This is a genomic window from Streptomyces sp. NBC_01408, assembly GCF_026340255.1.
GTDB lineage: Bacteria > Actinomycetota > Actinomycetes > Streptomycetales > Streptomycetaceae > Streptomyces.
Window position 1 is genome coordinate 488,986 of sequence record NZ_JAPEPJ010000002.1, and the last position, 26,252, is coordinate 515,237.

The window sequence follows — 26,252 nt, forward strand, 5'->3', positions numbered from 1 at the left end:
CTAACCCCGGTAGGCCTCCAGGAGGCGCAGCCAGACCTCGCTGATGGTGGGGAAGGCCGGGACCGCGTGCCACAGGCGGGCGATCGGGACCTCCCCGGCGACGGCGACGGTGGCGGAGTGGAGGAGCTCCGCCGCGCCCGGGCCGACGAACGTCGCGCCGAGCAGGACTTCGCGGTCCAGGTCGACGATCATGCGGGCCCGGCCGCGGTAGCCGTCGGCGTACAGGCCGGCACCGGAGACCTTGGACAGGTCGTAGTCCACGGCGCGAACCCGGTGGCCGGCCCGTTCCGCCTCGGCCAGGCTGAGGCCGACCGCGGCGGCCTCCGGGTCGGTGAAGACCACCTGCGTGAGGGCCCGTGTGTCGGCGGTGGCCGCGTGCGCGCCCCAGTCGCCCGTGTCCGCCGCGGGGATGCCGACGACCCGGGCGGCGATGGCGGCGCCCGCGATCCGGGCCTGGTACTTGCCCTGATGGGTGAGGAGCGCACGGTGGTTGACGTCCCCGACGGCGTACAGCCAGTCGTGTCCGGGGACCCGGCAGCTGTCGTCCACCCCGATCCAGTCCCCGGGGGTCAGGCCGACGGTCTCCAGCCCGATGTCCTCGGTGCGCGGTGAACGGCCCGTGGCCATCAGCAGTTCGTCGCCCTCCAGGGTCTCGCCGCCCTCGAGCACCACCGTGACGGGCCCGGTCGGGCCGTCCCGTACGACGGCCTCGACGGTCACGCCCGTACGGACCACCGCGCCGGCCTCGGTCAGCGCCTCCGCGACCAGCTCACCGGCGAACGGCTCCATCCTCGGCAGCAGCCGGGGGCCGCGGACGAGGACGGTGACCTGGGAACCCAGGCCCTGCCAGGCGGTGGCCATCTCGGCGGCCACGACGGAGCCCCCCACGATCAGCAGCCGGCCGGGCGCCTCCTGCGCGGAGGTGGCCTCCCGGCTGGTCCACGGCCGGGCCCCCTCGATCCCGGGCAGGTCGGGGATCACCGCCCGGGTGCCGGTGGCGACGACCACCGCGTGCCGGGCGGCGAGCACGTGGTGTTCGCCCTCGGGGCTGGTGACGGCGACCTTCCGGACCCCGTAGAGCCGGCCGTGACCGCGGTACACATGGGCACCGATGGAGTCGAGCCAGTCGATCTGGCCCTCGTCCTTCCAGTTGCCGGTCCAGTAGTCCCGGTGCGCGAGGACCGCCGCCGTGTCCAGCGGCCCCCCGACGGCCTGCGCCAGCCCCGGCACCCGGCGCGCGTCGGCGCGGGCCAGTACGGGGCGCAGCAGGGCCTTGCTCGGGATGCAGGCCCAGTACGAGCATTCCCCGCCGACGAGTTCGCTCTCCACCAGGGCGGTGCTCAGCCCGGCGGCGCGGGTCCGGTCGACGATGTTCTCGCCGGCCGGCCCCCCGCCGAGCACCACGACGTCGTACTCCACGGCTTCAGTCATACGGGCCAGTGTCACCGCTGGCCGGGGGCCGCGTCACGCACTCAGGCGTCCGGCGTGCCGGGGTCGTGCGGGTAGAGGTCCGCGGGGCGCGGCTGCTGGGCGCCCGGCTGCTGGGATTCGGCGATCTTCGCGCGTACCTCGTCCATGTCGAGGGCGCGGGCCTGTCCGATGAGGTCCGTCAGGGCGGCTTCCGGCAGGGCGCCGGGCTGGGCGAAGATGGCCACCTGGTCCCGGACGATCATCAGCGTCGGGATCGAGGTGATCTGGAAGGCGCCGGCGAGCTCCTGCTGCGCCTCGGTGTCCACCTTGGCGAAGACCAGATCCGGGTGCGCCTCCGAGGCCTTCTCGTAGACCGGGGCGAACTGCAGGCACGGCCGGCACCAGCCCGCCCAGAAGTCGATCAGCACGAACGGGTTCTCGCTGACCGTCTGGTCGAAGTTTTCCTTGGTGAGCTCGACTGTAGCCACGGTGTCCAGACCTCCTGTTTGAGCCGTCTGCATCCTTGAACGAAGGACCCGCCCCCAGCATTCCGCCGCGGGGAGGGGGCTCGGTCGGGTGCTCCTAGAACGGGTGAGCGGCGGGGGTGGTGCGGGCCGTGGTCCAGCGGAGTTCGGTGAAGGCGTCCAGGTTGGCCTCGCCGCCGAACCGGGAGCCGTTGCCGGAGGCGCCGACCCCGCCGAAGGGGGCCACGGCCTCGTCGTTGACCGTCTGGTCGTTGATGTGGACGATCCCGGTCGGGATGCGCTCCGACAGGTCGAGGCCGCGTGCCACGTCCCGGGTGACGATGCCGAGGGAGAGTCCGTACGGGCCCGCCGAGGCCAGTGCCACCGCCTCCTCCTCCGTCGCGAAGGACCGTACGGGAGCGACCGGGCCGAAGACCTCCTCCGTGTAGGCGGGGGTGTCGTCGGCGACGCCGGCGAGCACGGTCGGCCGGTAGAACAGGTCCCGGTGGGTGCCGCCCGCGACGAGTTTGGCGCCCTGTCCGGCGCTGGCCTCCACCAGGGCGTGCACGCGTTCCAGCTGGGTACGGTCGATCAGCGGGCCCAGGTGCACCCGCTCGCGGTACGGGTCCCCCACCGCGAGGGTCTCGGCCCGCGCGGCGAGCCGCTCGACGTACTCGTCGTAGAGGGAGGCGTGGACGAGGTGGCGTCCGGCGGTCATGCAGATCTGGCCCTGGTGGAAGAAGGAGCCCCAGGAGGCCTGCGCCACGGCGGCCTCGACGTCGGCGTCGCGGAGTACGACGAGGGCCGAGTTCCCGCCCAACTCCAGGTGGGTGCGCTTGAGGTGACGGCCCGCCAGTTCGCCGACGGCCCGGCCGCTGGCGGTGGATCCGGTGAACGACACCACGCGGACCCGGGGGTCGGCGACGACGGCGGCTCCGGTCTCGGCGCCGCCGGGCAGCACGTGCAGCAGTCCGGCCGGCAGGCCCGCGGCGGCGAAGACGGCCGCGAGTGCCAGGCCGCCGCAGACGGCGGTGCGCCGGTCGGGCTTGAGCAGGACGGCGTTGCCCAGGGCGAGCGCCGGCGCGACCGAGCGGATCGCCAGGATCAGCGGGGCGTTGAACGGGGCCACCACGCCCACCACCCCGGCCGGGACCCGGCGGGTGAAGGAGAGGCGGGGTGATTCGCTGGCCAGTACCTGCCCGGCGGGGCGCGAGGCCAGCGCGGAGGCCTCGTAGCACTCCTGCGCGGCGACGTGCAGCTCGAAGTCGGCCTTGCCTGGTATGGAGCCGGACTCCCGCACCAGCCAGTCCCGCAGTTCACCGGCGTGCGCGGCGAACAGGTCCCCGGCGCGGCGCAGCACGGTCGCCCGTTCGAGGTGGGTGGCCCGCGCCCAGTCGCGCTGTGCGGCGGCGGCCCGGACGGCTGCTTCCGCGACGTCGGCGGGCGAGGCCAGGTCGAGGGTGGCGAGGGTGTGGCCGGTGGCGGGTTCGACCACCGGGGCGGTGCCGCCGGTGAGGGTGGGTCCGTCCTGCCAGAACGTCGGGTCGAGGAGCGGCATGGCGCGGGGCCTCCGGGTGGGGATGGGCGGGTGCCGGGCGGGCTGCCGGGCTCGGTACCCGGCGAAGTACCGGCGACGGAGCGGCAGCACGCGCCATCGTGCCAGACCGGAGGCGCCACTTCTGTTCAGTTATTGGGCAGTTGACCGTGGACCGTGACCGGAAACGATCGTCGCGGCCTCAGCGTTCGAGGACGAGCGCGATGCCCTGTCCGACGCCGATGCACAGCGCCGCCAGACCCGTACCGGAGCCCGCGGCGGCCAGTTGGTGCGCGACGGAGCCGGCCAGCCGGGCGCCCGAGGCGCCGAGGGGGTGCCCGATCGCGATGGCGCCGCCCCGCGGGTTGACCACGGCCGGGTCGAGCTCCGGCCAGGCCGCGAGACAGCCCAGCGCCTGTGCGGCGAAGGCCTCGTTGAGCTCGAAGGCGGTCAGGTCGCCGAGGCCGCGGCCGGCCTTGGCGAGGGCCCGCTGGACGGCGTCCACCGGACCGAGGCCGAAGAGCTGGGGCTCGATCCCGGTGACGGCGGAGGTGCTGATCCGGGCGAGCGGCTCCCGCCCGGTGGCCGCGAGTCCCGCCTCGTCGGTCAGCAGCAGGGCGGCGGCGCCGTCGTTGAGCGGGGAGGCGTTGCCGGCCGTGACCGTGCCCCGGCCGTCCGTACGGAAGGCGGGCTTCAGCCGGGCCAGCGCCTCGGGGGTGGACCCCTCGCGGATGCTCTCGTCGCGTACCAGGTCCACGCCCGGGTACGGAACCACCTCCGCGTCGTACTGTCCCGCCGCCCAGGCGGCGGCCGCCTTGCGGTGGCTCTCCAGGGCGAAGGCGTCCTGCGCCTCGCGGGTGATGGCGTACTTGTCGGCTACCAGCTCGGCGCCCTCCCCGAGCGAGCCGGTCCACTCCTCGGGCATCCGCGGGTTGGTCATCCGCCAGCCGAGGGTGGTGGACCACATCTGCTGGTGGGCCGCGGGGAAGGCCCGTTCGGGCTTCTGCACCACCCAGGGCGCGCGGCTCATCGACTCGACGCCGCCCGCGATGGCGACGGAGGCGTCGCCGAGGGCGATGGCGCGGGCCGCCTGGACCACGGCTTCGAGGCCGGATCCGCAGAGCCGGTTGACGGTCACCCCGGGCACCGTCACGGGCAGGCCCGCCAGCAGTACGGCCATCCGGGCCACGTCCCGGTTGTCCTCGCCGGCACCGTTGGCGTCGCCGAAGACGACGTCGTCGATGCGGGCCGGATCGAGACCGGGCGTACGGTCCACCAGCGCGCGGACCACGTGCGCGGCCAGGTCGTCCGGCCGGACCCCGGCGAGGGCGCCGCCGAACTTGCCGATCGGGGTGCGGACGGCGTCGACGACGTACACGTCGCGGACGGTGCGGATGCTCATCGGGGCTCTCCTGGGCGGATCCGTACGGGCGGCGGCGCACCGGTGCGCGGGTGTCCGCACGGCCGCACCGCCGAGCGCGCCCGGTGGGGCGCGCCCGCAGTCTCCGTCCGACCCTCACCACCTGTCAACGGCCCCCGGCCGCGCCCGGTGCCCTCCCGGTGCGGGCCGGGGGCGGGTGCCGGCTCGGGACCGGCCCGCCTGCGACGGCCCGGCCCGGTAGCGGTACGGCGCGTCCCGCCCCGGCCCGGTAGCGGCACGGCACGGCGTCAGGTCGACTCGCGGGGGACGGCCACGGCCGCCATCAGGTCGTGCCGCTCCGTGACCTCCGACGGTTCGCGCACCGCGCGGTCCACCAGGGACGCCAGGTGGTCCCCGGTCGGCATCTCGATCCGGACCGTGCTCAGCCGGGGCCGCAGCAGCCGGCCGATCAGCAGGTCGTCGGCCCCGATGACGGCGACGTCCCCGGGGATGCGCAGGCCCTCGTCCTGCAGCGCGCGCATCAGCAGCATGGCGTACTCGTCGTTGTACGCGAACACCGCGTCCAGGCCGAGCCCGCGCCAGCGGGCCGCCAGCGCCGCGGCCGAGTCCTCCGAGTAGGACATCGGCACGGCCTCGATCACCGCCCCCTCCACCGAACGGGCGCCCGCGATCCGGGGCGCGGAGAAGAGTTCGAGCCCCTCCTCCTCCGGGACCACGACGCCGATCCGGCGGTGGCCCCGCCCGACCAGGTGGGCGGCGGCCCGGGCGCCCACCTCCTGCTGGTCCATGACCAGCGCGTGAGCCCCCGGCACGCTGCCCGGCCCCATGGTGATCACCGCGCGGGCCCCGGCGCGTTTGAGGGTGGCGACGTTGTGCGCGGAGAGCGTGATCTCGCCGAGCGAGATCACCGCCACCGGCCGCAGTTCCGCCCAGGCCCGCGCGGCCTCGTCGCCGGTGAGGCCGAGGCTGCCGTACTGGACGACGGTGTAGTCGAGGCGTCGCAGCCCCCACTGGAGCTCGTTGAGGAACGTGCTGTAGAGCGGACCGACGGGCACGTGCGAGGTGGGCAGCAGGACGATCCGGGTGTGCCCGGCCCGCAGACTGCGCGCCGCGGCGTGCGGTACGTACCCCAGTTCCTCGGCGGCCTCGCGGACCTTGCGGCGGGTCGGCTCGCTGATGCGCACGGCTTCCGCGTTGTTCAGCACGTACGAGACCGTCGCGCGCGACACGCCCGCGAGACGGGCCACGTCCGCGCTGGTCGGCACGGAGGGCGGCCGCGCGGACGAACCGGAGACCGGTGTCGGCGGCTTCGGCGATTTCGATGACTGAGACATTGCCGTGGCATCTTTCCAGACCGATCTTTCCCGCGGACCGGCGGATGGCCTGAAACCAATGCTACCCAGCGGTGACACGATTCATTGGCTCGTGTCACGGAGGCCTCGCAGCCCGCTCACCCCCTACGACGCGCCCCCCGCCCCGCCGCGCATCCGCGACCCCTCCCCCTGCCGTACGAGGGCTCCGCCGAGCAGCGGGCCCCGGCCCGCCGGAGCGACGGCGGCTGCCGCCCCGATCCGAGACCGCCCGGCCGGGCAGCCGCCGGGCCACGGGTGGCGATTTCGGTCGGGCCGCGGGTCTAGCGGAATGCCGAGTGGCTGGGATACACAGGGTCCACACCACGCACTGACACGTGTCACCACCCCCTCATCCCGGACCGTCACCCCAATCCCCTCATCCCTCACGCCTGCCTCGGAGGCCCTCGTGGCCAGAACCGCACCCGGGCCGGCACCGGTACGACCGGTGCCCGCCCCGCGGAACCGGCCGCACCCCACCGCGTGCTGCTGCCGCTGCTGCTCGTCGGCAACACGGCGATGCACGCCCTCTGCGCCGGCATGGCCGGTGTCCTGCTCGCCCTCCAGGTCGAGCCCATCGACCGGCGGACGAGGTCGCCGACTTCGGCCTGATCGCCGGGGTCCGCGGGGTGCGCTGACCTCCGCGGCTCAGCGGCCCCGCGTCCCCTCCCGCACCTCTCCTCCCGTACCTCACACCCTTCAGAAAGGCACCAACGTGCGGCTCCACACCCACACCTGGGGCGAGGGCGACCGCCTCGCGCTCCTCGTCCACGGCATGATGGCCGACCACCGGACCTGGCGCCGGGTCGGTCCCGCCCTCGCCGACCGCGGTTACCGCGTCATCGCCGTGGACCTGCGCGGCCACGGCGCCAGCGGGCGGGGCGAGTACACCCCCGCGCTCTATGCCGACGACCTGGTCGAAACGCTGCCGACCGGAGCCGAACTCGCCCTCGGCCACTCGCTGGGCGCCCTGAGCCTCTCCCTCGCCGTAGGACGACTGAAGCCGCGGCGCGCGGTGTTCTCCGACCCGGCCTGGTATCTGGCCGGTCCCGCCGAGGGCATGGCTCCGGAGGCGCTGGCGCGGTTCAAGGCAGCGCCGAAGGAGCAGATCCGGGCCATGAACCCGCGCTGGGACGAGGCCGATGTCGACATCGAACGGGAGACCCTCGCCGTGTGGGACGAGACGACCGCCCTCGGCCTCGCCCCGCTGCTCGGCTCGGACCTGATGCCTGCCGCGCCGGTGGTCCCCTCGCTCGTGCAGCTCGCCGACCCCAGTTTCCTGATCGACGGGGAGCGTGCAGCGCTCCTCGGGGCGCGCGGCTTCGAGGTGCGTTCGGTCCCTGGCGCCGGACACACCATCCACCGGGACGACTTCGACGGTTTCATGGCGTCACTGGAGGGATGGCTCTAGCCGGGTACAACCGGCGCCCGTTACTGTCGACTTACTGAGCGGTAATGGGGAGGTCGCGGGTGTCGGATTCTTCAGCGTCTACGGTCCCGAGGGGCTCGGGGGGCGCGGCGGCCACTTCGGAACGCCCTCCCTCCGGGCTGGTGGAGATGGCCGCCGCGCTCGCCGAAGGCAGCGTCTCCGCACGGCAGTTGACCGAGCGTGCGCTGCGCCGGATCGCCGCCGCGCAGCCGGAGCTCAATGCTTTCCGGATCGTCCGCGCCGAGGCCGCGCTCGCGGAGGCCGACGCGGCGGACCGGCGACTCGCCGCCGGGGAGCGGCTGCCACTGCTGGGCGTGCCGCTCGCCGTCAAGGACGACATGGACGTGGCCGGGGAGCCGACCGCCTTCGGCTGCGCCGGGGCGTTCGCGCCGAAGACCGCCGACAGCGAGGCGGTACGGAGGCTGCGCGCGGCCGGTGCGGTGATCGTCGGCAAGACCCAGACGCCGGAGCTGGGCCAGTGGCCCTTCACGGAGGGCGAGGCCTTCGGCGAGACCCGCAATCCGTGGAACCCGGCCTACACGCCCGGTGGTTCCTCGGGCGGCTCCGCGGCCGCCGTGGCGGCGGGGCTGGTCCCGGCGGCGCTCGGGTCCGACGGCGCGGGTTCCGTCCGGATCCCCGCGGCCTGGACCCATCTGGTGGGCGTGAAACCGCAGCGCGGGCGCATCTCCACCTGGCCGGAGCCCGAGGCCTTCCACGGGCTCACCGTCAACGGCGTGCTGGCCCGCACCGTCGCGGACGCCGCGCTCCTGCTGGACGCGGCGAGCGGCCCGCATCCGCAGGACCTGCACCGCCCGGCGCGCATCTCGGCGGTGGAGGCGTCCCGGCGTACGCCGAGGCGGCTGCGGATCGCCCTGTCCTTCGGGACGGCCTTCACCGCCACCGCCAAGTCCGTGGACCCGGAGGTCCGTTCGGCCGTGGAGCGGCTGGCCGGGCAGTTGGAGGCGCTGGGGCACGAGGTGGTCCCGGAGGACCCCCGGTACGGCCCGGTCGGCCTGGCCTTCGTACCCCGGGCGACCAGCGGGGTACGGGACCTGGCGGCCCTGGTGCCGGACCGCTCGCTGCTGGACCCGCGCACGCACGGGGCGGTGCGCACGGGCCGGATGCTGGGCGGGCTGGCACTGCGGATCTCCCGTCGGGCGGAGGCGGCCCTGCAACGGCGGGTCGGGGAGGTCTTCGGGCGCTTCGACGTGGTGCTGACACCGACGACGGCCACGCCCGCGCTGCGGATCGGGGCGCTGGCCGGTCTGGGGACGATGGCCACGGACCGGGCGATGATCGCCGCCTGCCCGTACGCCTGGACGTGGAACGTGCTGGGCTGGCCGGGGGTGAACATCCCGGCGGGCTTCACGGACGAGGGCCTCCCGCTGGGCGCCCAGCTCCTGGGCCCCGCGGACTCCGAACCGCTGCTGCTGTCGCTGGCCGCGCAGGTGGAGGCGGCGCAGGCCTGGTCCTCGCGCTGGCCCGCCGGCTTCGGCGGCGGCGCGGCGGAGTTCGACGGCGGCGCGGCGGACCGGAGCGGGTAGCCGTCGTGCAGGGTCCGCCCGAGCCAGTAATCTCGCCCGGATGACGGCACTTTCGCATCAGAGCAACGGCCACATCGAGCAGCCCGGACGGGACGGCGCCACCGCGACCACCGAGGCCGATCCGCGCGCCATCGGCCCCGTACGCACCGAGTACGCCCCCGACCCCGATGGCGACCCCGATCCCGGCGAGATCGTCTGGACCTGGGTCCCGTACGAGGAGAACGACGGGCGGGGCAAGGACCGGCCGGTGCTGGTGGTGGCCCGGGAGCCGGGCGGGAGCACGCTGCTCGCCGTACAGCTGTCGAGCAAGCGGCACGACGGGGACCAGGAGTGGGTGCCGATCGGGACGGGGCCCTGGGACAACGCCGGGCGGGAGTCCTGGGTGGACGTGGACCGGGTGCTCCGGGTGCACGAGTCGGGCATGCGCCGCGAGGCGTGCGCGCTGGACCGGGGCCGGTTCCAGCTGGTGGTGGACCGGCTGCGGGAGCGCTACGGCTGGCGCTAGCGCTGTGGCTGGACAGGTCCCACCACGCCAAGCGCCGGTCACGGCGGGCCGGGCCCCCCCCCGCCCGGCACCGCGCCTCGCCTCGCCGAAGGCTCCGGCCGCCCTACGGAGCGGCCGGGCCGGACGGGCCGGCGAGGCCGGCGAAGGCGCGTTCGAAGGCCTCCCGGGTCTCCGGCTTGCGGTCGAGGATCCCGAAGACCACACGCTCGAACACCTGAGCGAAACGCCCGGCCAGCAGCCCCCGGAAGGCCTCCGCCACCTCGGCCGGGTCGTTCTGGAACACCCCGCACCCCCAGGCGCCCAGCACCAGCCGCGGATACCCGTGCAGGGCCGCCACCTCCAGGACCAGCTCCGCACGCCGGGCGAGCGCCCCGGGGATCTCGGCGACGCGCTCCGGCTCCTGGCGGCGGATCGTGCCCGCGTTCGGCGCCGGGGAGGTGAGGAAACCGGCCCGGAAGGGCGTCTCCAGCAGACCGCCCCGGTCGTCACGGAATACGGGGACCCCGGGCGAGTGAATCACCCGGTCGGTGTAGAAAGTGCTGCGCTCCGCGCGGTGGACCTCGTAGTACTCCGGGGCCTCCAGCAGCGTCTGATACAGGGCCGAGGCCCGGCACAGCGCCTCCTCCTGGGCCTTGGCGCCGCGGACGTAGCCGCCCCCGGGATTGCGGGCCGAGGCGAAGTTCAGGACCGCCACGGGCACCGCCCGGGAGCCGTCCACCGCGAGCCTGCGGGCGGCGGCCGTGCTGCTCTCCCCGGTGACCTCGATCGCCGTCGGTACGGCTCCGGCCACCGGTTGCCCGTCTGGAATGTTCCGGTTTGGGCCATATATCCTGGTTCCTGCCTTGGCTTCCGCCAGGGCGGCGGCCAGGGAGACCTGCCGTCCCGATCCCGTCCGGTACCCACCGGCCTCCAGTAGGTCCGCGTTCTCCCGCGCGATCTCCCGCAATCTGCTGCTCACACCGCCATCGTCGGCGACGCGACCCGAAGCCTCAAAGCATTTTCCAGACCGGCTGGAAGCGGCCGTCAGGGGTGAAGTCTCGGTCAGCGACAGGAGATTAGGATCCCGGTCATGCCTCAGGACTCACCCGCACCGAACGCCCCACCGCGCCACACGGACACCCCGGTCCGGCCGCCGGCCCCGGAATCGCCGGGCTCCGCCTCCGCCCCCCTCACCGAGGATGCCGCCGAGGACCTGCTGCGCGGCATCTGCTTCAAGACCGGTCCGCCCCGGCTGCTCGGCTCCGAGCTCGAATGGCTGGTGCTGGACGCCGAGCGGCCCTGGCTGCCGCTGCCGCCCGAGCGGCTGGCCGCCGCGCACGAAGCGGCCCGCGCCCTGCCCCTGCGCTCCCGGCTCACCGTCGAACCCGGCGGCCAGCTGGAACTCAGCTCCGCCCCGGCCACCGGCCTCACCGGCTGCGTCGACGGCCTCCAGCAGGACCTCACCGCCGTACGGGCCGCCCTGCGGGCCCAAGGGCTGATCCTGCAAGGCCTGGGCGCGGACCCGCGCCGCCCGCACCGCCGGCTGCTGAACAGCCCGCGCTACGACGCGATGGAAACCTACTTCGACCGCACCGGCCCCGCCGGGCGCGCCATGATGCGCTCCACCGCGTCCGTGCAGGTGTGCGTGGACGCCGGGCAGGAGGAGCCGGGCCCGCTCGGTCACGGCCGGCGCTGGCGGATGGCGCACCTGCTGGGCGCGGTGCTCGTCGCCGCCTTCGCCAACTCACCGGCCACCGAGGGCCCTTACACGGGCTGGCGCAGCGCCCGCCAGGGCATATGGAGCGATCTGGACCACCGGCGCACCCTCGCCCCGCCGCTGGACGCGGAGCCGCGCAACGGGTGGACCCGGCACGCGCTGGACACCGAGGTGATGTGCGTACGGTCCGCCGAGGACGGGACCTGGCAGGTGCCCCGGGGGCTGACCTTCCGTTCGTGGCTGCGCGGCGGCGGCCCCAGGCCGCCCACCGCCCAGGACCTGGAGTACCACCTGACCACGCTGTTCCCGCCCGTACGGCCGCGCGGCCACCTGGAGCTGCGGATGGTCGACGCGCAGCCCGGCGAGGACGGCTGGCTGGTGCCGGTGGCCGTGGTGCACGCGCTGTTCGACGACCAGGAGGCCGCCGAGTGCGCGTACCGGGTGGCCAAGGGGCTGGCCGACGCGTACGGGCCCGAGCCCTCGCCGCGCAATCCGCTGTGGCGGTCCGCCGCCCGCAACGGGCTGGCCGATCCGGAGCTGCGCTCCGCCGCCGTCGCCGCTTTCCGCGCCGCCGCCGAGGCGCTGCCCCGGCTCGGGGCGAGCACGCGGGTCCAGGACGCGGTCGGCGCCTTCGCGGAGCGCTACGTACTGCGCGGCCGCTGCCCGGCCGACGACCGGCCCACTCACGGGCCCACCGGGAAGGACGCGAGTCAGTGACCACCGAAACCCCCTCCCAGGAGGGTCTGCGGGAGCGGGCGGCCGCCGCGCTGTCCGCGGCCCGGGCCCGTACGGCCGGGCTCACCGACGCCGTGAGCGACCAGGACCTGACCGCACAGCACTCCCCCCTCATGTCCCCCCTGGTGTGGGACCTGGCGCACATCGGCAACATGGAGGAGCTCTGGCTGCTGCGCAACGTCGCGGGGCGCGAGTCGATGCGCCCCGAGATCGATCCGCTCTACGACGCCTTCGAGCATCCCCGTGCCGAGCGGCCGAAGCTGCCCCTGCTGGGTCCCGCCGAGGCCCGTAGGTACGCGGCCGAGGTGCGGGGCCGGGTCTTCGACCTGCTGGAGCGCACCCCGCTGGAGGGCACCGCCCTGCTCGACGGGGGCTACGTCTTCGGGATGATCGCGCAGCACGAGCAGCAGCACGACGAGACGATGCTGATCACCCATCAGCTGCGGGCGGGGGCACCGGTGCTGACGGCCCCGGAGCCGGATCCGCCGCAGGGCCCGCCGCCCGCCGCCGCGGAAGTCCTCGTAGCCGGGGGCCCGTTCACGATGGGCACGTCGGCCGAGCCGTGGTCGCTGGACAACGAGCGGCCCGCCCACGTCCGCGAGACCGCGGCGTTCTGGATCGACACGACGCCGGTGACCAACGCCGCGTACCAGGCGTTCATGGCGGACGGCGGCTACCGCGAGCCCCGCTGGTGGGCGCCGGCGGGCTGGGAGCAGATCCGCGGGCACGGCATCGAGGCGCCGCTGTTCTGGCACCGGGAGGGCGACGTCTGGCTGCGCCGCCGCTTCGGGGTGACCGAGCCGGTGCCCGGCGAGGAGCCGGTGCTGCACGTCAGCTGGTACGAGGCGGACGCCTACGCCCGCTGGGCGGGGCGCCGTCTGCCCACGGAGGCGGAGTGGGAGAAGGCCGCCCGGCACGATCCGGCGACCGGCCGCTCGACCCGCTACCCGTGGGGCGACGCGGACCCGACCCCCGCGCACGCCAATCTCGGGCAGCGCCACCTGCGCCCGGCCCCCGCGGGCAGCTACCCGGCCGGGGCGTCCGCGCTCGGGGTGCGTCAGCTGATCGGCGACGTCTGGGAGTGGACCTCCTCCGATTTCCTGCCGTACCCGGGCTTCCGGGCCTTCCCTTACCGCGAGTACTCGGAGGTGTTCTTCGGGCCGGAGCACAAGGTGCTGCGGGGCGGTTCCTTCGCGGTGGACCCGGTGGCCTGCCGGGGCACCTTCCGCAACTGGGACCTTCCGGTCCGGCGGCAGATCTTCTCCGGCTTCCGGACCGCGAGGGATGTCTGATGTGCCGTCATCTCGCTTATCTGGGGCCGGAGGTGGCCCTCGCCCGGGTGCTGAGCGATCCGGAGCATTCGCTGGTGCGGCAGTCCTGGGAGCCGCGGCGGCAGCGGTACGGCACGGTCAACGCCGACGGTTTCGGCGTCGGCTGGTACGCCGAGGGCGATCCGGTACCCGCCCGCTACCGGCGGTCCGGGCCGGCCTGGGGGGACCTGGGCCTCGCCGATCTGGCGCGCGTGGTGCGCAGCGAGGCGCTGCTGGCCGCCGTACGGGACGCCACCTGGGCGGGGGCCGACGGGGAGGCCGCGGCGGCCCCGTTCGCGGACGGGCCGTGGCTGTTCAGCCACAACGGGGCGGTACGGGACTGGCCCGAAGCGGCGGCGCCGCTCGCGGCCGGGCTGCCGCCGGCGGAGCTGCTCCGGCTGGCCGCGCGAACGGACTCGGCCTTCATCTGGGCGCTGGTCCTGCGGCGGCTGCGCGCCGGGGACGACCTGGGCACGGCGCTGGCCGAGCCGGTCCGGGAGCTGGCCTCGGCCGCGCCCGGTTCCCGGCTGAACCTGCTGCTGACGGACGGGGTCACGATCTCCGCGACGGCCTGGGGCGATTCGCTCTGGTACCTGGCCGACCCGCGGGCCCGGCGCACGGTGGTGGCGTCCGAGCCCTACGACGACGACGCCCGGTGGTGCGAAGTGCCCGACCGGACCCTGCTGACCGCCACCCGCACGCGGGTCGAGCTGATCCCGCTCAAGGGAACCGCGCACGAAGAAGGAGTGCTGTGAGTGACTTCCAGTTGACCCGTACGCTCGACGAGCACACCGCGGAATCCGCTCTGCGGACGGATGTGCTGCACGGGCTGACCCACAGCCCGAAGGTGCTTCCGCCGAAGTGGTTCTACGACGCGCGGGGCAGTGAGCTCTTCGAGGAGATCACCCGGTTGCCGGAGTACTACCCGACGCGCGCCGAGCGGGAGATCCTGCTGGCCCGGGCCGGCGAGATCGCCGCGGCGACCGGGGCCCGCACCCTGGTGGAGCTGGGCTCCGGCTCCTCCGAGAAGACCCGGCACCTGATCGAGGCGATGCCCGCGCTGGACACCTACGTACCGGTGGACGTGAGCGAGAGCGCCCTGACCGGGGCGGCCGAGGCGCTGCTCGCGGACCATCCGGGGCTGCGGGTGCACGCCCTGCTGGCCGACTTCACCAAGGCGCTGCACCTGCCGGACTCCCCCGGGCCGCGGCTGGTCGTGTTCCTGGGCGGGACGGTCGGGAACCTGCTGCCGCCGGAGCGGGCCGTGTTCCTGGCGTCCGTACGGGCGATGCTGTCACCCGGGGACGCGCTGCTGATGGGTACGGACCTGGTGAAGGACGAGGCCGTGCTGGTGGCGGCGTACGACGACGCGCTGGGTGTCACGGCCGAGTTCAACAAGAACGTGCTGGCCGTCATCGACCGGGAACTGGGCGGGGACTTCCACACCGCCGACTTCGCCCATGTGGCGGTGTGGAACCGGGAGCAGGAGTGGATCGAGATGCGGCTGCGGGCCCGGTCGGAGGTGCTGGTGAAGATCCGGACCCTGGATCTGGTCGTGCCGTTCGCGGCGGGTGAGGAGATCCTGACGGAGATCTCGGCGAAGTTCCGTGAGGACGGCGTGCGCAAGGAACTGGCCGCCGCCGGGATGGAGTTGACTCACTGGTGGACGGATGCCGCCGGCCGCTTCGCCCTGTCCTTGTCGGTGGCCGACGGCTTGGCGGGCTGACCGGGGATGCCCGGCAGTGCGGGCGCCGCGGGATGGGCCGCGGCCACCGCCCGCTGAGCGGCTGCCGCGAGGTCCCGCCGGTCCGCGTACCGGCCCGGCGGGATCCGCGGCAGCAGCCGGACCTCGGCCCGTACCCCGCGGGACCGGGCGATCCGCCACAGCGAGGCGGTCAGCGGATCGTCCCCGACGAAGGCGGGCGCCCCGGCCGGCTGCCCGTCGCAGCCGAGGTAGGCGAGGCGCACGGGCTGTACGGGGACCCGTGCGTCCAGGGCCGACTGGAAGGCGGCCCTGCGGAAGGTGCCCCGGGCGCGCCCGCACCAGGTGGAGCCCTCGGGGTAGACGGTGACCCGGTCGCCGGCCAGCAGGGCGCGGGTGACGGCCTCGACGGTGGCGGGCAGGGCGCGGATCCGGTCGCGTTCGATGAAGAGGGTTCCGGCCCCTCTGGAGAGCCGGCCGAGCACCGGCCAGTCGCGGATGTCGCTCTTGGCCAGCATCCGGCAGGGCAGGACCGCCGCGACGAGGGGGATGTCCAGCCAGGAGATGTGGTTGGCGACGACCAGGCGGCCGCCGTCCGGGCCGGGGTTTCCCAGCACGGTGATCCGGATGCCGAAGGCCCGTACCAGCGCGGCCGACCAGGCCCGCACCAGGACGTGCCGGGGGCCGGCCGGCAGCAGCCGGACCGGCGGGGCGCCCAGGATCCCGAGGAGGATCAGGGCGACGGCGGTGACGAGCCTCAGTACCGCGTGCGGGACGCTCGCGGTGCGCCCCTCGTGGCCGGCGCAGGCCTCGGGGGTGCAGGGCGAGGTGGGCAGCCAGACGCTCATGCGCCGGGGGCGAGCGAGAGGAAGTGCTTGAGGTAGCGCGGGTTCGTGCGGCGCAGGGAGAGCAGCACGTACAGGTCGGCGCATCCGAACTCGGCGTCGAGGGCGGGCTCGCCGCAGACCCAGGCACCCAGGCGCAGGTAGCCGCGCAGCAGCGGGGGCAGTTCCATGCGGGCGGGGAAGGTGATGCCCTCGGGGTTCCAGGGGAGGTGGGGGGTGACCCGGTACTCCTGGGGGGCGGAGGCGCGGGCCAGGGCGGCCTCGCGGGTCGCGGCGGCCAGGACCCCGCCGTCGGCGAGCGGTATCGAGCAGCAGCCGGCGAGCCAGTTGTGCCCGGAGCGGTCCATGTAGCGGGCGAGCCCGGCCCAGATCAGGGCGATGACGGCGCCGTTGCGGTGGTCGGGGTGGACGCAGGAGCGGCCGACCTCGACCAGGTCGGGGCGGATGGGCGCGAGGGCGGAGAGGTCGAATTCGCCCTCGGAGTAGAGGCGCCCGGCGACGGCCGCGCGCTCCGGGGGCAGGAGCCGGTAGGTGCCGACGACCTGCTCGGTCTCCTCCTCGATGACGAGGAGGTGGTCGCAGTACGCGTCGAAGGCGTCGGAGTCCAGGCCGGGCTCGGGTCCGTCGAGGCGGGCGCCGAGCTCTCCGGCGAAGACCTGGTGGCGCAGCCGCTGGGCGGCGCGCACCTCGTCCTCGTCGCGGGCCAGCCGTACGGCGTAGCGGGGGCCGTCGGCGGCGGCGGCGCCGGCGGCCCGGACCGGGCGCAGCGGGGACTGCGCGGGAACGGCGGAGGGGACGGGGGTGGGGAGGGCGGTGGGGAGGGGGCTGGTGGCCGGGGGAAGGGCGGACGGGGACAGGGGGGCGATGGTCATGGCGGCTCCTGATCCGGGCACGGAGGGCCAGGCCGGCAGGTGTGCGACCTGGCTCCTTTACTTCTTCCGTGACCGGCTGGATTCGACATGACAGCCCAGCGGCTCTTGGATGTGCGGACGCTGAACTCAGCGGTCGGAGCTGAGCACCCTGCTGATCGCGTCCGAGGCGGTCCTGGCGGCCTGCTTGGGGTCCTGTCCGGTGAGCACGGCCGTCATGAACGGCTTGATGGGGTTCTCGGCCTCGACCTCGGCCCAGCGGGCGGACTTGGGCGTGGCCCGGCCCTGGGCGGCGCCGGGGGCCATGTTGGTGGCGCCCTCGTTGCCTTCGACGACGTGCGCGAGGGTGGTCTTGTTCGGTACGTAGCTCATCGTGCGGGCCAGCTCGCTCTGCCACTTCTCGCTGACCAGGGCCGTGATCACGTCCACCGCGGCGGCCCGCTGCCCGGTCCGCTCCGGGATGATCAGGTCGGAGCCGCCGGTGAACACGGAGCCCGCCTTGTCGGAGCTCTTGCCGGGGATCGGGAAGAAGCCGAGCTTCCCCTTCAGAGCGGGGTTGGCCGCCTCGATCTCGGCGGCCTGGCCGGGCGGGGCGATGATCTGGGCGACCTGGCCCCGGGCGAAGACCTGGGACTGCGGGGGCGTCTCCTCGTCGGCGTCCTTGGGGCCGTCGCCGAGGCCTTGCAGCTGCTTGTAGAACTCCATGCCGGCCAGGGCCTTCTCCTCGTCGAGGGTGCCGACCCACTGGCCGCCGGCCTCGACCGCGAGTTCGCCCCCCTCGTCCCAGATGAAACCGGCGAGGACGTACCAGTTCTGGCCCGCGAGGTAGATGCCCTGCTGGTCGCCCTTGTCGAGCTTCTGGGTGGCCTGGATCCACTCCTGGCGGTTCTTCGGCGGGGTCTTGACGCCGGCGTGGGCGAAGAGGTCCTTGTTGTAGATCACCAGGCGGTTGGCGGCGTACCAGGGGACGCCGTACTGGGCCCCGTCGACGCTTCCCGGGTCGGCCAGGCCCTTGAGCCAGTCCTTGCTGCCCCACTCGCGCAGGCCCTCGAGGGTGAGTTCGGAGAGGCCGCCGGTCTCGATGTACTGGGCGACCTGGGTGTTGCCGACCTCGATGACGTCGGCGCTCTCCTTGCTCGTGCCGTCGAGCACGGCGTTGACCCTGTCGCCGATGCCCGTCCACTCCTGGATCCTGACGTCGAGGTCGGTGCCGGGGTGCTCCTTCTCGAAGGACTCGGTGAACTTGTCGATGAAGTCGTCCGAGGCACTGCCCTTCATCAGCCAGAGCGTCACCTTCTGCGGCCCTCCGCCGGAGCCGGCCAACTGGCTGCAGCCGGTGAGCGCGGTCGCGGCCGCGAGGGCGGTGCACAGGGCGAGGAAGCGCATCTTCACGAAGGTCACCTTCTGGGGACGGATCTCAGATGGCTTGAAATTGGCATAGACCAATGGGCGGGTCAAGGGGCTGCGGCTCGGGACTGTTCACGCAAAGTTCGCGGAGCCGGACTTACTGGGGCACCGTAGAACAAGGCAAAAGCCCCCCAGCGTCGGGAGACCCCTATGTCCAACCACACGTACCGGGTGACCGAAATCGTCGGCACGTCCCACGAGGGCATCGATCAGGCCATCCGCAACGGCATCGCCCGGGCGGGCCAGACCGTGCGGAACCTGGACTGGTTCGAGGTCGTCCAGGTGCGCGGGCACATGGAGAACGGTGAGATCGCGCACTACCAGGTCGGACTCAAGGTCGGCTTCCGCCTCGAGGGCGAGGACTGACCGGCCCGGACGAGCCGCCGGGGGGGCGGTCCGGCGTAGAGGGGTCGGCACGGACGGACCGGCGGGGACTGCCCGCCGGGCCTTCCGGACTGCCGCGGACGGACCGCGCGGGACGGACCACGCGGGACGGACCGCCCGGGACCGACCGCCCGGGACCGACCGCCGCGGACGGCTCAGGTCCGGCCCTCGCTCTCCTGGGCGGCCTTGAGTTCCGGCGCGTCCTGCGCCCAGTCCGCCCGCACCACGCGGAAGCCGGCCGCCCGGGCCGCCTGGCAGACCAGCTCGTCGTCGTCGACGAGCACGCGCACCTCCCGGCCCCGGGCGATCCGCCGGAGGACCTCCAGCTTCGTCGTGCGGGCGGGCCGGCGGTCCTGGTCACCGCGCATCCACAGCCGCCCCTCGGGCAGCCCGTGCCGGCCGAGCCAGTCCTCCGTGTCCGCCCGGCAGCGCTCCGGCCGCCCGGTCAGGTACACCACCTCGCAGTCCGCCGCGCTCTCCCCCGCCAGCGCCACGCCGCGCGCGAGCGGCGGATCGGCCTGGGCCGCGCCGAAGAAGCCGCTCCAGTCCCGGGGGCGGCGCTCCAGGAAGTGCTGGCGGTGCGCGGTGTCGGCCAGGGTGTTGTCGATGTCGAAGACGGCCAGCGGCCGGCGGTTGTTGATCTCACTCATGCGCCCCAGCGTAGGCCGGGGAATCCTGGCGGGTCCCGGGCGTTGAGAACGGTGTGATCCGACAACTCTCCATACTCGACCGGTCCCGCATCCGCGAGGGCCACCCGGCCCCGCAGGCCCTGCGCGACACCGTGGAACTGGCCCGCGCGGCCGAGGAGCTCGGCTACCACCGCTTCTGGGTCTCGGAGCACCACAGCGTGCCCGGAGTGGCCGGTTCCGCGCCGACCGTGCTGGCGGCCGCCGTAGCCGGAGCGACCCGGCGGATCCGGGTCGGCACGGGCGGAGTGATGCTGCCCAATCACCAGCCGCTGGTCGTCGCGGAGCAGTTCGGGGTCCTGGAATCCCTCTTCCCGGGCCGGATCGACATGGGCCTCGGCCGCTCGGTCGGCTTCACGAACGGCATCCGGCGCGCGCTGGGCCGCGAGGTCGAGGACGCCGACCGCTTCGAGGAGCAGCTGACCGAGCTGCTGGGCTGGCTCGACGGCACGCAGCAGGCCCACCCCGAGGTGCACGCCCGGCCCGCCGAAGGCCTGCGGGTACCGGCCTACGTGCTGGCCACCGGCGAGGGCGCCGCGATCGCCGCCCGGGCCGGGCTGCCGATGGTGGTCGGCGACCTGCGGGCCCGGGGCCGGGTCGCGGAGGTGGTCGAGAGGTACCGCACGGAGTTCCGTCCCTCCGCGTGGGGCGCCGAGCCGTACGTCGTGGTCTCCGGGACCGTGGCGGTCGCCGCCACGGCCGAGGAGGCCCGGCGGATCCTGGTCCCGGAGGCCTGGTCCCTCGCGTACTCCCGCACCCGGGGCAGCTTCCCGCCGCTGCGCCCCGCCGAGGAGATCGAGACGCTGGCCATGACCCCGAAGGAGCGGGAACTGTACGAACGCGCCCTCTCCGGGCACATCCACGGCACGCAGGAGCAGGTCGCGGCGGAGCTGTCCGAGGTCGCCGGACTGACCGGGGCGGACGAACTGCTGGTCACCACGTCCACCTACGACCGGACCGCACTGCTGGACTCCTTCGCGCGGCTGGCCCGGATCGCCGGGCTCCCCCACGCGCCGTCACCCGCCCGGGCTCTAAAATAGGGCGAATGCACCAGTCCGCCGATCCTTCCGCCGCCCGTGCGCCCGACGTCCGTGAGCCTTCCGTCCACGACCCCGGCACACGCGATCCGTACGTCGGTGGCCCTCACGGCCGCGATCCGTACGTCCGCGTCCGGGGCGCCCGGGAACACAACCTGCGCGGCGTCGACGTGGACATCCCGCGCGACGCGCTGACCGTGTTCACCGGCGTCTCCGGCTCCGGGAAGAGCTCGCTCGCCTTCGGCACGCTCTACGCCGAGGCCCAGCGCCGCTACTTCGAGTCGGTGGCCCCGTACGCGCGGCGCCTCATCCACCAGGTCGGCGCCCCGAAGGTGGACTCCGTCACCGGGCTGCCGCCCGCCGTCTCACTGGAGCAGCGCCGCTCCTCCCCCGGCTTGCGCTCCTCGGTCGGTACGGTCACCCTGCTGTCCAACTCCCTGCGGATGCTGTACTCCCGGGCGGGCACCTACCCCCCGGGCGCCGAACGGCTCGACTCCGACGCCTTCTCCCCCAACACCGCCGCGGGCGCCTGCCCTTCCTGCCACGGCCTCGGCCGGATCCACCGGACCAGCGAGGAACTCCTCGTTCCCGACCCGGAACTGTCGATCCGTCAAGGTGCCATCGCCGCCTGGCCGGGCGCCTGGCAGGGCAAGAACCTGCGGGACATCCTGGAGACGCTCGGCCACGACGTGGACCGGCCCTGGCGGGAGCTGTCGGCGAAGGACCGCGAGTGGATCCTGTTCACCGAGGAGCAGCCGGTGGTCACCGTGCACCCGGTGCGGGAGGCCGACCGCATCCAACGGCCCTACCAGGGCACGTACATGAGCGCCCACCGCTACGTGATGCGGACCTTCTCCGGCAGCAAGAGCCCCACCCTGCGGGCCCGCGCCGAACGGTTCCTCGCCGATTCGCCGTGCCCGGTGTGCGAGGGGCGGCGACTGCGGCCCGAGGCGCTGGCCGTGACCTTCGCGGAGCGTACGATCGCCCAGCTGGCGGGGCTGCCGCTGACCGAGCTGGACGGCGTACTCGCCTCCGCGCAGGTGGACGGCGAGGCGGCGCGGGTGCTCGCCGAGGACCTGCGGTCCCGGATCGGCCCGGTCGTGGAGCTCGGGCTCGGGTATCTGAGCCTGGACCGTACGGCGCCCACGCTGTCCGCCGGCGAGCTGCAACGGCTCCGGCTGGCGACGCAGCTGCGGTCGGGGCTGTTCGGGGTGGTGTACGTCCTGGACGAGCCCTCGGCGGGGCTGCACCCGGCCGACACCGAAGCCCTGCTCGGCGTACTGGACCGGCTCAAGGAGGCCGGGAACACGGTGTTCGTCGTGGAACACCACCTCGACGTGGTGCGGCACGCGGACTGGCTCGTGGACGTCGGCCCGCTGGCCGGGGAGCACGGCGGGCAGGTGCTGTACAGCGGGCCTCCGCAGCAGCTGGCGGGCGTGGAGCGGTCGGCGACGGCGCGCCACCTCTTCCCGGCGGACGGGGCCGCGCGCCGTGCCTCGCCGCGCCCGGTGCGCAAGGCGACGGGCGCGGTGCAGCTGCACGGCGTGGACCGGCACAACCTGCGGAACGTGGACGCGCAGTTCCCCCTCGGGGTGTTCACGGCGGTGACCGGGGTGTCGGGGTCCGGGAAGTCCACGCTGGTCGGGCAGGCGCTGGCCCGGGAGGTCGCGGACCGGCTCGCCGAGCCCGGTTTCCCCGTACGGCGGCTGGTGGAGGTGGACCAGAAGCCCATCGGCCGGACCCCGCGGTCCAACCTGGCCACTTACACCGGGCTGTTCGACGTGGTGCGCAAGCTCTTCACGGCGACGCCGGAGGCCAGGGCGCGCGGCTGGAAGGCGGGCCGGTTCTCCTTCAACGTGGCGGGCGGCCGGTGCGAGACCTGCCAGGGCGAGGGGTTCGTCTCGGTGGAGCTGCTGTTCCTGCCGAGTACGTACGCCCCGTGCCCGGAATGCGCCGGTGCGCGGTACAACGCCGAGACCCTGGAGGTCCGGTACGCGGGGCTGGACATCGCGGAGGTGCTGTCCCTGACGGTGGAGTCCGCGGCCGCCTTCTTCGCGGAGGTCCCGGCGGCGGCGCGCAGCCTGCGGGCGCTGGAGGACATCGGGCTGGGGTACCTGCGGCTGGGGCAGCCCGCGACGGAGCTGTCGGGCGGGGAGGCGCAGCGGATCAAGCTGGCCACGGAACTCCAGCTGCTGCGCCGGGACCACACCCTGTACCTGCTGGACGAGCCGACGACGGGGCTGCATCCGGCCGATGTGCGGGTGCTGCTCGGGCAGTTGCACGGGCTGGTGGACGCCGGGCATTCGGTGGTGGTCGTGGAGCACGACATGTCGGTGGTGGCGGGCGCGGACTGGGTCATCGACCTGGGCCCGGGCGGCGGCACGGAGGGCGGCACGATCGTGGCGGCGGGCACCCCCGCGGAGGTGGCGGCAGCAACCGGGACCCGCACGGCGGACTACCTGGGGCGGGCCCTGCTCTAGTGCTGTGACCCGGTGAACCTTTCCAGCCACAGCACTAGGCGTCGCCGGGCAGCAGTTCCTGCGGCAGTTCGCGGAAGCTCCAGCGGCCCTGGCGGCGGGTGAACATCCAGACGAGGTCGTAGCGGTCGGGCCAGGCCGAGGGAACGCCGAGCACCTCGTGGGCGCCGAGGGCCCGGACCAGGCGGGGGATGCCGCTGTGCTCCCAGCAGATGAGGACGGGCGTAGCGGCGGCCAGCGCGGCACGGGCCAGGGCCGGTTCGGCGCCGACGGCGAACTCGCCGCGGACGGGGGTGCGCAGCGCCGTGGCCAGGGCCGTCACGGTCTGCCGGCAGCGCTCCGGGGCTCCCGCCCGGCCGCCGGCCGCGAAGACCGCCGCGGGGCGGGGCAGGACGGAGCCGCGGGACTGCTGGAACAGGCGCGGCAGTTCCTCGGCGCGGCGCCAGCCCCGGCCGGCGAGGTAGCCCGGGTCCTCGTTGCCCTCCTCGTCCTCGCCGGTGGCACCGGCGTACGGCTTCTCCGCGTGCCGGATCACCATGACCAGGGCGTCCTTGGGCGCGGCCGGCGCGCCGGGGGCCGGGCGGCGGGGCTTCTCCTCGGCCGCGCACCCGGCTCCCGCCAGGGGGGCGAGGGCGGCGGCCAGCACGGCTCTGCGGCGCGGTCCGGACCCGGCGGGGGCGTGTGGCATGGGGCCCACTGTCTCCGACGGCCGGGCGCGGCCGGGGCGCGGCGCGGCGTACCGCCCGCCACGAACGCCCGGTCGGCCCATCCGATGGTCCCATCAGCCCTTGCGGACCGCCCGCAGCCATTCCTTGTTCATCGCGGCGATCGACGGCAGCGGGATGCCCTTCGGGCAGGCCGTGGCGCACTCGCCGGTCAGGGTGCAGCCGCCGAAGCCCTCCTCGTCCATCCGGGCCACCATGTCCAGTACGCGCGTCTCGCGCTCGGGCGAACCCTGCGGGAGCACGTTGAGGTGGTTGACCTTGGCGGAGGTGAAGAGCATCGCCGAGCCGTTGGGGCAGGCCGCCACGCACGCTCCGCAGCCGATGCACTCGGCGTGCTCGAAGGCGTGGTCGGCGGTGGCCTTGGGCACGGCCGTGGCGTGGGCCTCCGGGGCGGATCCGGTGGGGGCGGTGATGTAGCCGCCGGCCTGGATGATGCGGTCGAAGGCGCTCCGGTCGACGACGAGGTCCTTGACCACCGGGAAGGCGGCGGCCCGCCAGGGCTCGACGTCGATGGTGTCGCCGTCGGCGAAGGAGCGCATGTGGAGCTGGCAGGTGGTGGTGCGCTCGGGGCCGTGGGCGTCGCCGTTGATGACGAGGCTGCAGGCGCCGCAGATGCCTTCGCGGCAGTCGTGGTCGAAGGCGACCGGGTCCTCGCCGCGCAGGATGAGGTCCTCGTTGAGGGTGTCGAGCATCTCCAGGAAGGACATGCCCTCCGAGATCCCGTCGACCTCGTACGAGGCCATGTGGCCGGGGGCGTCGGCGCCGCGCTGGCGCCAGACGCGCAGGGTGAGCTTCATGCGTAGCTCCGCTGAGTGGGGTGGACGTACTCGAAGACGAGGTGTTCCTTGTGCAGGACGGGGGCCGCGCCGGGGCCGGTGAACTCCCAGGCGGCGGCGTAGGAGAAGGTCTCGTCGCGCCGTTCGGCCTCGCCCTCCGGGGTCTGGGACTCCTCGCGGAAGTGGCCTCCGCAGGACTCGGCGCGGTGGAGCGCGTCGAGGCACATCAGCTCGGCGAGTTCCAGGTAGTCGACGATGCGGTTGGCCTTCTCCAGCGACTGGTTGAACTCCTCGCCACGGCCGGGAACCTTGACGCGCCGCCAGAACTCCTCCCGGATCTCGGGGATCCGGTCGAGCGCCTTGCGCAGGCCTTCCTCGGTGCGGGCCATCCCGCAGTACTCCCACATGAGTTCACCGATCTCGCGGTGGAAGGAGTCTGGGGTGCGGTCGCCGTCGACGGCGAGGAGGCGTGCGAGCCGTTCGCGGGTCTCGCGCACGACGGCCGCGGACTCGGGGTGGGTGTCGTCGACGGTGTCCCGGTGCGGGTGCCGCGCCAGATAGTCGTTGATCGTGGACGGCAGTACGAAGTAGCCGTCGGCGAGGCCCTGCATCAGCGCGGAGGCGCCGAGCCGGTTGGCTCCGTGGTCGGAGAAGTTGGCCTCGCCGATGGCGAACAGGCCGGGCACGGTGGTCTGGAGGTCGTAGTCGACCCAGAGGCCGCCCATCGTGTAGTGCACGGCGGGGTAGATCCGCATGGGGACCTCGTAGGGGTTCTCGGCGGTGATCCGCTCGTACATCTCGAAGAGGTTGCCGTACTTCTCGGCGACCTTGTCCCGTCCCATGCGGCGGATGGCGTCGGCGAAGTCGAGGTAGACGCCCTGGCCGCCGGGGCCGACGCCGCGGCCCTCGTCGCAGACGTTCTTGGCGGCCCGGGAGGCGATGTCGCGGGGGACGAGGTTGCCGAAGGAGGGGTAGATCCGCTCCAGGTAGTAGTCGCGCTCCGCCTCGGGGATGTCGGCCGCGGGGCGGGTGTCGCCCTTGGCCTTGGGGACCCAGATGCGGCCGTCGTTGCGCAGGGACTCGCTCATCAGGGTGAGCTTGGACTGGTGGTCGCCGGTGCGCGGGATGCAGGTGGGGTGGATCTGGGTGAAGCAGGGGTTGGCGAAGTAGGCGCCGCGGCGGTGCGCCCGCCAGACGGCGGTCGCGTTGGAGTTCATGGCGTTGGTGGAGAGGTAGAAGACGTTCCCGTAGCCGCCGCTCGCCAGCACCACGGCGTCGGCGTGATACGTGGAGACCTCGCCGGTGATCAGGTCGCGGGCCACGATGCCGCGGGCCACTCCGCCGACCACGATCAGGTCGAGCATCTCGGTGCGGGCGTGCATCTCCACGTTGCCCGCGGCGATCTGCCGGGAGAGGGCCTGGTAGGCGCCGAGGAGGAGCTGCTGGCCCGTCTGGCCGCGGGCGTAGAAGGTGCGGGAGACCTGGACTCCGCCGAAGGAGCGGGTGTCGAGGAGCCCGCCGTACTCGCGGGCGAAGGGCACGCCCTGGGCCACGCACTGGTCGATGATCTCCACGGAGATCTGGGCGAGGCGGTGGACGTTGGACTCGCGGGCGCGGAAGTCGCCGCCCTTGACGGTGTCGTAGAAGAGGCGGTGCACGGAGTCGCCGTCGTTGCGGTAGTTCTTGGCGGCGTTGATGCCGCCCTGGGCGGCGATGGAGTGGGCCCGGCGCGGGGAGTCGGAGTAGCAGAACTGGATGACGTGGTAGCCCTGTTCGGCAAGGGTGGCGCCCGCGGATCCGCCCGCGAGGCCGGTGCCGACGACGATGACGGTGTGCTTGCGGCGGTTGGCGGGATTGACGAGTCTGGCCTCGAAGCGGCGGCGGTCCCAGCGGTCCGCGATCGGGCCTTCGGGGGCCTTGGTGTCGGCGAGGGGCTCGCCGGTGGTGTGGTCCGCGTACCGCGCGGGGTGCGTGTGTGCGCTCATGG

At 73.9% G+C, this 26,252-nt stretch carries 24 protein-coding genes; 11 read left to right on the plus strand and 13 right to left on the minus strand.

The features are described 5' to 3' along the window. The 5 genes from OG447_RS24640 to OG447_RS24660 form a co-directional block, all read right to left on the minus strand. Positions 1 to 1,431 (minus strand): NAD(P)/FAD-dependent oxidoreductase, encoded by a 1,431-nt coding sequence (locus tag OG447_RS24640; protein WP_266939388.1) that lies wholly within the window; start codon positions 1,429 to 1,431, stop codon positions 1 to 3. Between the two features lie 41 nt (positions 1,432 to 1,472). Next, positions 1,473 to 1,898 carry a thioredoxin family protein gene (locus OG447_RS24645; RefSeq protein WP_323181849.1) on the minus strand — a complete coding sequence of 142 codons (426 nt, stop codon included), beginning with the start codon at positions 1,896 to 1,898 and terminating at the stop codon, positions 1,473 to 1,475. Positions 1,899 to 1,992: 94 nt separating this feature from the next. Then, positions 1,993 to 3,432, minus strand: coding sequence for an aldehyde dehydrogenase family protein (locus tag OG447_RS24650; RefSeq protein ID WP_266939390.1), 1,440 nt, complete (start codon positions 3,430 to 3,432; stop codon positions 1,993 to 1,995). A gap of 178 nt (positions 3,433 to 3,610) precedes the next feature. Further along, the gene (locus tag OG447_RS24655) at positions 3,611 to 4,810 is read right to left on the minus strand and encodes a thiolase family protein (protein ID WP_266939391.1); all 1,200 of its coding nucleotides are present in this window, start codon (positions 4,808 to 4,810) and stop codon (positions 3,611 to 3,613) included. 266 nt (positions 4,811 to 5,076) lie between these two features. Further along, positions 5,077 to 6,123 carry a LacI family DNA-binding transcriptional regulator gene (locus OG447_RS24660; protein WP_266939392.1) on the minus strand — a complete coding sequence of 349 codons (1,047 nt, stop codon included), beginning with the start codon at positions 6,121 to 6,123 and terminating at the stop codon, positions 5,077 to 5,079. Positions 6,124 to 6,621: 498 nt separating this feature from the next. On the opposite strand from OG447_RS24660, the gene OG447_RS24665 reads away from it, so the two are divergent. The 4 genes from OG447_RS24665 to OG447_RS24680 all read left to right on the plus strand — a co-directional run bounded on the left by OG447_RS24665 (position 6,622) and on the right by OG447_RS24680 (position 9,616). After that, complete coding sequence (locus tag OG447_RS24665; protein WP_266939393.1) at positions 6,622 to 6,750, plus strand: hypothetical protein; 129 nt, start codon at positions 6,622 to 6,624, stop codon at positions 6,748 to 6,750. A 103-nt stretch (positions 6,751 to 6,853) separates the two neighbouring features. Next, positions 6,854 to 7,549 carry an alpha/beta fold hydrolase gene (locus OG447_RS24670; protein WP_266939394.1) on the plus strand — a complete coding sequence of 232 codons (696 nt, stop codon included), beginning with the start codon at positions 6,854 to 6,856 and terminating at the stop codon, positions 7,547 to 7,549. A gap of 59 nt (positions 7,550 to 7,608) precedes the next feature. Next, the gene (locus tag OG447_RS24675) at positions 7,609 to 9,111 is read left to right on the plus strand and encodes an amidase (protein ID WP_266939395.1); all 1,503 of its coding nucleotides are present in this window, start codon (positions 7,609 to 7,611) and stop codon (positions 9,109 to 9,111) included. A gap of 40 nt (positions 9,112 to 9,151) precedes the next feature. Next, positions 9,152 to 9,616, plus strand: a complete 465-nt coding sequence (locus tag OG447_RS24680; RefSeq protein ID WP_266939396.1) for a type II toxin-antitoxin system PemK/MazF family toxin — start codon at positions 9,152 to 9,154, stop codon at positions 9,614 to 9,616. 103 nt (positions 9,617 to 9,719) lie between these two features. Here the strand turns inward: OG447_RS24680 and OG447_RS24685 are convergent, their stop codons facing one another. Continuing rightward, positions 9,720 to 10,574 carry a TIGR02452 family protein gene (locus OG447_RS24685; RefSeq protein WP_266939397.1) on the minus strand — a complete coding sequence of 285 codons (855 nt, stop codon included), beginning with the start codon at positions 10,572 to 10,574 and terminating at the stop codon, positions 9,720 to 9,722. Between the two features lie 111 nt (positions 10,575 to 10,685). Between OG447_RS24685 and egtA the strand changes: the two genes are divergently transcribed. From egtA to egtD, 4 genes are read left to right on the plus strand one after another with little or no spacing between them, the layout of a single operon-like run. Then, complete coding sequence (egtA, locus tag OG447_RS24690) at positions 10,686 to 12,029, plus strand: ergothioneine biosynthesis glutamate--cysteine ligase EgtA (protein ID WP_266939398.1); 1,344 nt, start codon at positions 10,686 to 10,688, stop codon at positions 12,027 to 12,029. Beyond that, positions 12,026 to 13,339: an ergothioneine biosynthesis protein EgtB gene (gene egtB, locus OG447_RS24695; RefSeq protein ID WP_266939399.1), complete on the plus strand. Its 1,314-nt coding sequence runs from the start codon at positions 12,026 to 12,028 to the stop codon at positions 13,337 to 13,339. Before egtA ends, egtB begins: the two co-directional genes overlap by 4 nt. Then, complete coding sequence (egtC, locus tag OG447_RS24700) at positions 13,339 to 14,112, plus strand: ergothioneine biosynthesis protein EgtC (RefSeq protein WP_266939400.1); 774 nt, start codon at positions 13,339 to 13,341, stop codon at positions 14,110 to 14,112. The genes egtB and egtC overlap by 1 nt, the downstream gene beginning before the upstream one ends. After that, positions 14,109 to 15,083: an L-histidine N(alpha)-methyltransferase gene (gene egtD, locus OG447_RS24705; protein ID WP_266939401.1), complete on the plus strand. Its 975-nt coding sequence runs from the start codon at positions 14,109 to 14,111 to the stop codon at positions 15,081 to 15,083. Before egtC ends, egtD begins: the two co-directional genes overlap by 4 nt. Here the strand turns inward: egtD and OG447_RS24710 are convergent. The 3 genes from OG447_RS24710 to OG447_RS24720 all read right to left on the minus strand — a co-directional run bounded on the left by OG447_RS24710 (position 15,014) and on the right by OG447_RS24720 (position 18,159). Then, a complete protein-coding gene (locus OG447_RS24710) occupies positions 15,014 to 15,907 on the minus strand; it encodes a 1-acyl-sn-glycerol-3-phosphate acyltransferase (protein ID WP_266939403.1) in 894 nt (297 codons plus the stop codon). The two genes, egtD and OG447_RS24710, sit on opposite strands and share 70 nt — an antisense overlap. Further along, positions 15,904 to 16,776, minus strand: coding sequence for a GNAT family N-acetyltransferase (locus OG447_RS24715; protein ID WP_266939404.1), 873 nt, complete (start codon positions 16,774 to 16,776; stop codon positions 15,904 to 15,906). Before OG447_RS24715 ends, OG447_RS24710 begins: the two co-directional genes overlap by 4 nt. Before the next feature lie 126 nt (positions 16,777 to 16,902). After that, the gene (locus OG447_RS24720; RefSeq protein WP_266940132.1) at positions 16,903 to 18,159 is read right to left on the minus strand and encodes an extracellular solute-binding protein; all 1,257 of its coding nucleotides are present in this window, start codon (positions 18,157 to 18,159) and stop codon (positions 16,903 to 16,905) included. 171 nt (positions 18,160 to 18,330) lie between these two features. Here OG447_RS24720 and OG447_RS24725 point away from each other — a divergent pair, with 171 nt between their 5' ends. Further along, entirely contained in the window at positions 18,331 to 18,546 is a 216-nt protein-coding gene (locus tag OG447_RS24725; protein WP_266939405.1) for a dodecin, read from the plus strand. A gap of 173 nt (positions 18,547 to 18,719) precedes the next feature. Here the strand turns inward: OG447_RS24725 and OG447_RS24730 are convergent, their stop codons facing one another. Further along, positions 18,720 to 19,214, minus strand: coding sequence for a hypothetical protein (locus OG447_RS24730; protein ID WP_266939406.1), 495 nt, complete (start codon positions 19,212 to 19,214; stop codon positions 18,720 to 18,722). Positions 19,215 to 19,267: 53 nt separating this feature from the next. Here OG447_RS24730 and OG447_RS24735 point away from each other — a divergent pair, with 53 nt between their 5' ends. Further along, positions 19,268 to 20,290 (plus strand): LLM class flavin-dependent oxidoreductase, encoded by a 1,023-nt coding sequence (locus OG447_RS24735; RefSeq protein WP_266939407.1) that lies wholly within the window; start codon positions 19,268 to 19,270, stop codon positions 20,288 to 20,290. Positions 20,291 to 20,295: 5 nt separating this feature from the next. Then, positions 20,296 to 22,767 carry an excinuclease ABC subunit UvrA gene (locus OG447_RS24740; RefSeq protein ID WP_266939408.1) on the plus strand — a complete coding sequence of 824 codons (2,472 nt, stop codon included), beginning with the start codon at positions 20,296 to 20,298 and terminating at the stop codon, positions 22,765 to 22,767. 34 nt (positions 22,768 to 22,801) lie between these two features. On the opposite strand, the gene OG447_RS24745 is transcribed toward OG447_RS24740, so the two are convergent. From OG447_RS24745 to OG447_RS24755, 3 genes are all read right to left on the minus strand, one after another. After that, complete coding sequence (locus OG447_RS24745; RefSeq protein ID WP_266939409.1) at positions 22,802 to 23,452, minus strand: hypothetical protein; 651 nt, start codon at positions 23,450 to 23,452, stop codon at positions 22,802 to 22,804. A 93-nt stretch (positions 23,453 to 23,545) separates the two neighbouring features. Continuing rightward, the gene (locus OG447_RS24750; protein WP_266939410.1) at positions 23,546 to 24,286 is read right to left on the minus strand and encodes a succinate dehydrogenase/fumarate reductase iron-sulfur subunit; all 741 of its coding nucleotides are present in this window, start codon (positions 24,284 to 24,286) and stop codon (positions 23,546 to 23,548) included. Further along, entirely contained in the window at positions 24,283 to 26,250 is a 1,968-nt protein-coding gene (locus OG447_RS24755; protein WP_266939411.1) for a fumarate reductase/succinate dehydrogenase flavoprotein subunit, read from the minus strand. Before OG447_RS24755 ends, OG447_RS24750 begins: the two co-directional genes overlap by 4 nt. Positions 26,251 to 26,252: the final 2 nt, after the last annotated feature.

Excerpts from the sequence above, each read along its gene's own strand:
- OG447_RS24680 (WP_266939396.1), top strand. The coding sequence starts at position 9,152 with ATGACGGCACTTTCGCATCAGAGCAACGGCCACATCGAGCAGCCCGGA.
- OG447_RS24660 (WP_266939392.1), bottom strand. The coding sequence starts at position 6,123 with ATGTCTCAGTCATCGAAATCGCCGAAGCCGCCGACACCGGTCTCCGGT.
- OG447_RS24750 (WP_266939410.1), bottom strand. The coding sequence starts at position 24,286 with ATGAAGCTCACCCTGCGCGTCTGGCGCCAGCGCGGCGCCGACGCCCCC.
- OG447_RS24740 (WP_266939408.1), top strand. The coding sequence starts at position 20,296 with ATGCACCAGTCCGCCGATCCTTCCGCCGCCCGTGCGCCCGACGTCCGT.
- OG447_RS24730 (WP_266939406.1), bottom strand. The coding sequence starts at position 19,214 with ATGAGTGAGATCAACAACCGCCGGCCGCTGGCCGTCTTCGACATCGAC.
- OG447_RS24655 (WP_266939391.1), bottom strand. The coding sequence starts at position 4,810 with ATGAGCATCCGCACCGTCCGCGACGTGTACGTCGTCGACGCCGTCCGC.
- egtA (WP_266939398.1), top strand. The coding sequence starts at position 10,686 with ATGCCTCAGGACTCACCCGCACCGAACGCCCCACCGCGCCACACGGAC.
- OG447_RS24710 (WP_266939403.1), bottom strand. The coding sequence starts at position 15,907 with ATGAGCGTCTGGCTGCCCACCTCGCCCTGCACCCCCGAGGCCTGCGCC.
- OG447_RS24715 (WP_266939404.1), bottom strand. The coding sequence starts at position 16,776 with ATGACCATCGCCCCCCTGTCCCCGTCCGCCCTTCCCCCGGCCACCAGC.
- OG447_RS24725 (WP_266939405.1), top strand. The coding sequence starts at position 18,331 with ATGTCCAACCACACGTACCGGGTGACCGAAATCGTCGGCACGTCCCAC.
- egtC (WP_266939400.1), top strand. The coding sequence starts at position 13,339 with ATGTGCCGTCATCTCGCTTATCTGGGGCCGGAGGTGGCCCTCGCCCGG.
- OG447_RS24650 (WP_266939390.1), bottom strand. The coding sequence starts at position 3,432 with ATGCCGCTCCTCGACCCGACGTTCTGGCAGGACGGACCCACCCTCACC.
- OG447_RS24640 (WP_266939388.1), bottom strand. The coding sequence starts at position 1,431 with ATGACTGAAGCCGTGGAGTACGACGTCGTGGTGCTCGGCGGGGGGCCG.
- OG447_RS24720 (WP_266940132.1), bottom strand. The coding sequence starts at position 18,159 with ATGCGCTTCCTCGCCCTGTGCACCGCCCTCGCGGCCGCGACCGCGCTC.
- OG447_RS24755 (WP_266939411.1), bottom strand. The coding sequence starts at position 26,250 with ATGAGCGCACACACGCACCCCGCGCGGTACGCGGACCACACCACCGGC.
- OG447_RS24745 (WP_266939409.1), bottom strand. The coding sequence starts at position 23,452 with ATGCCACACGCCCCCGCCGGGTCCGGACCGCGCCGCAGAGCCGTGCTG.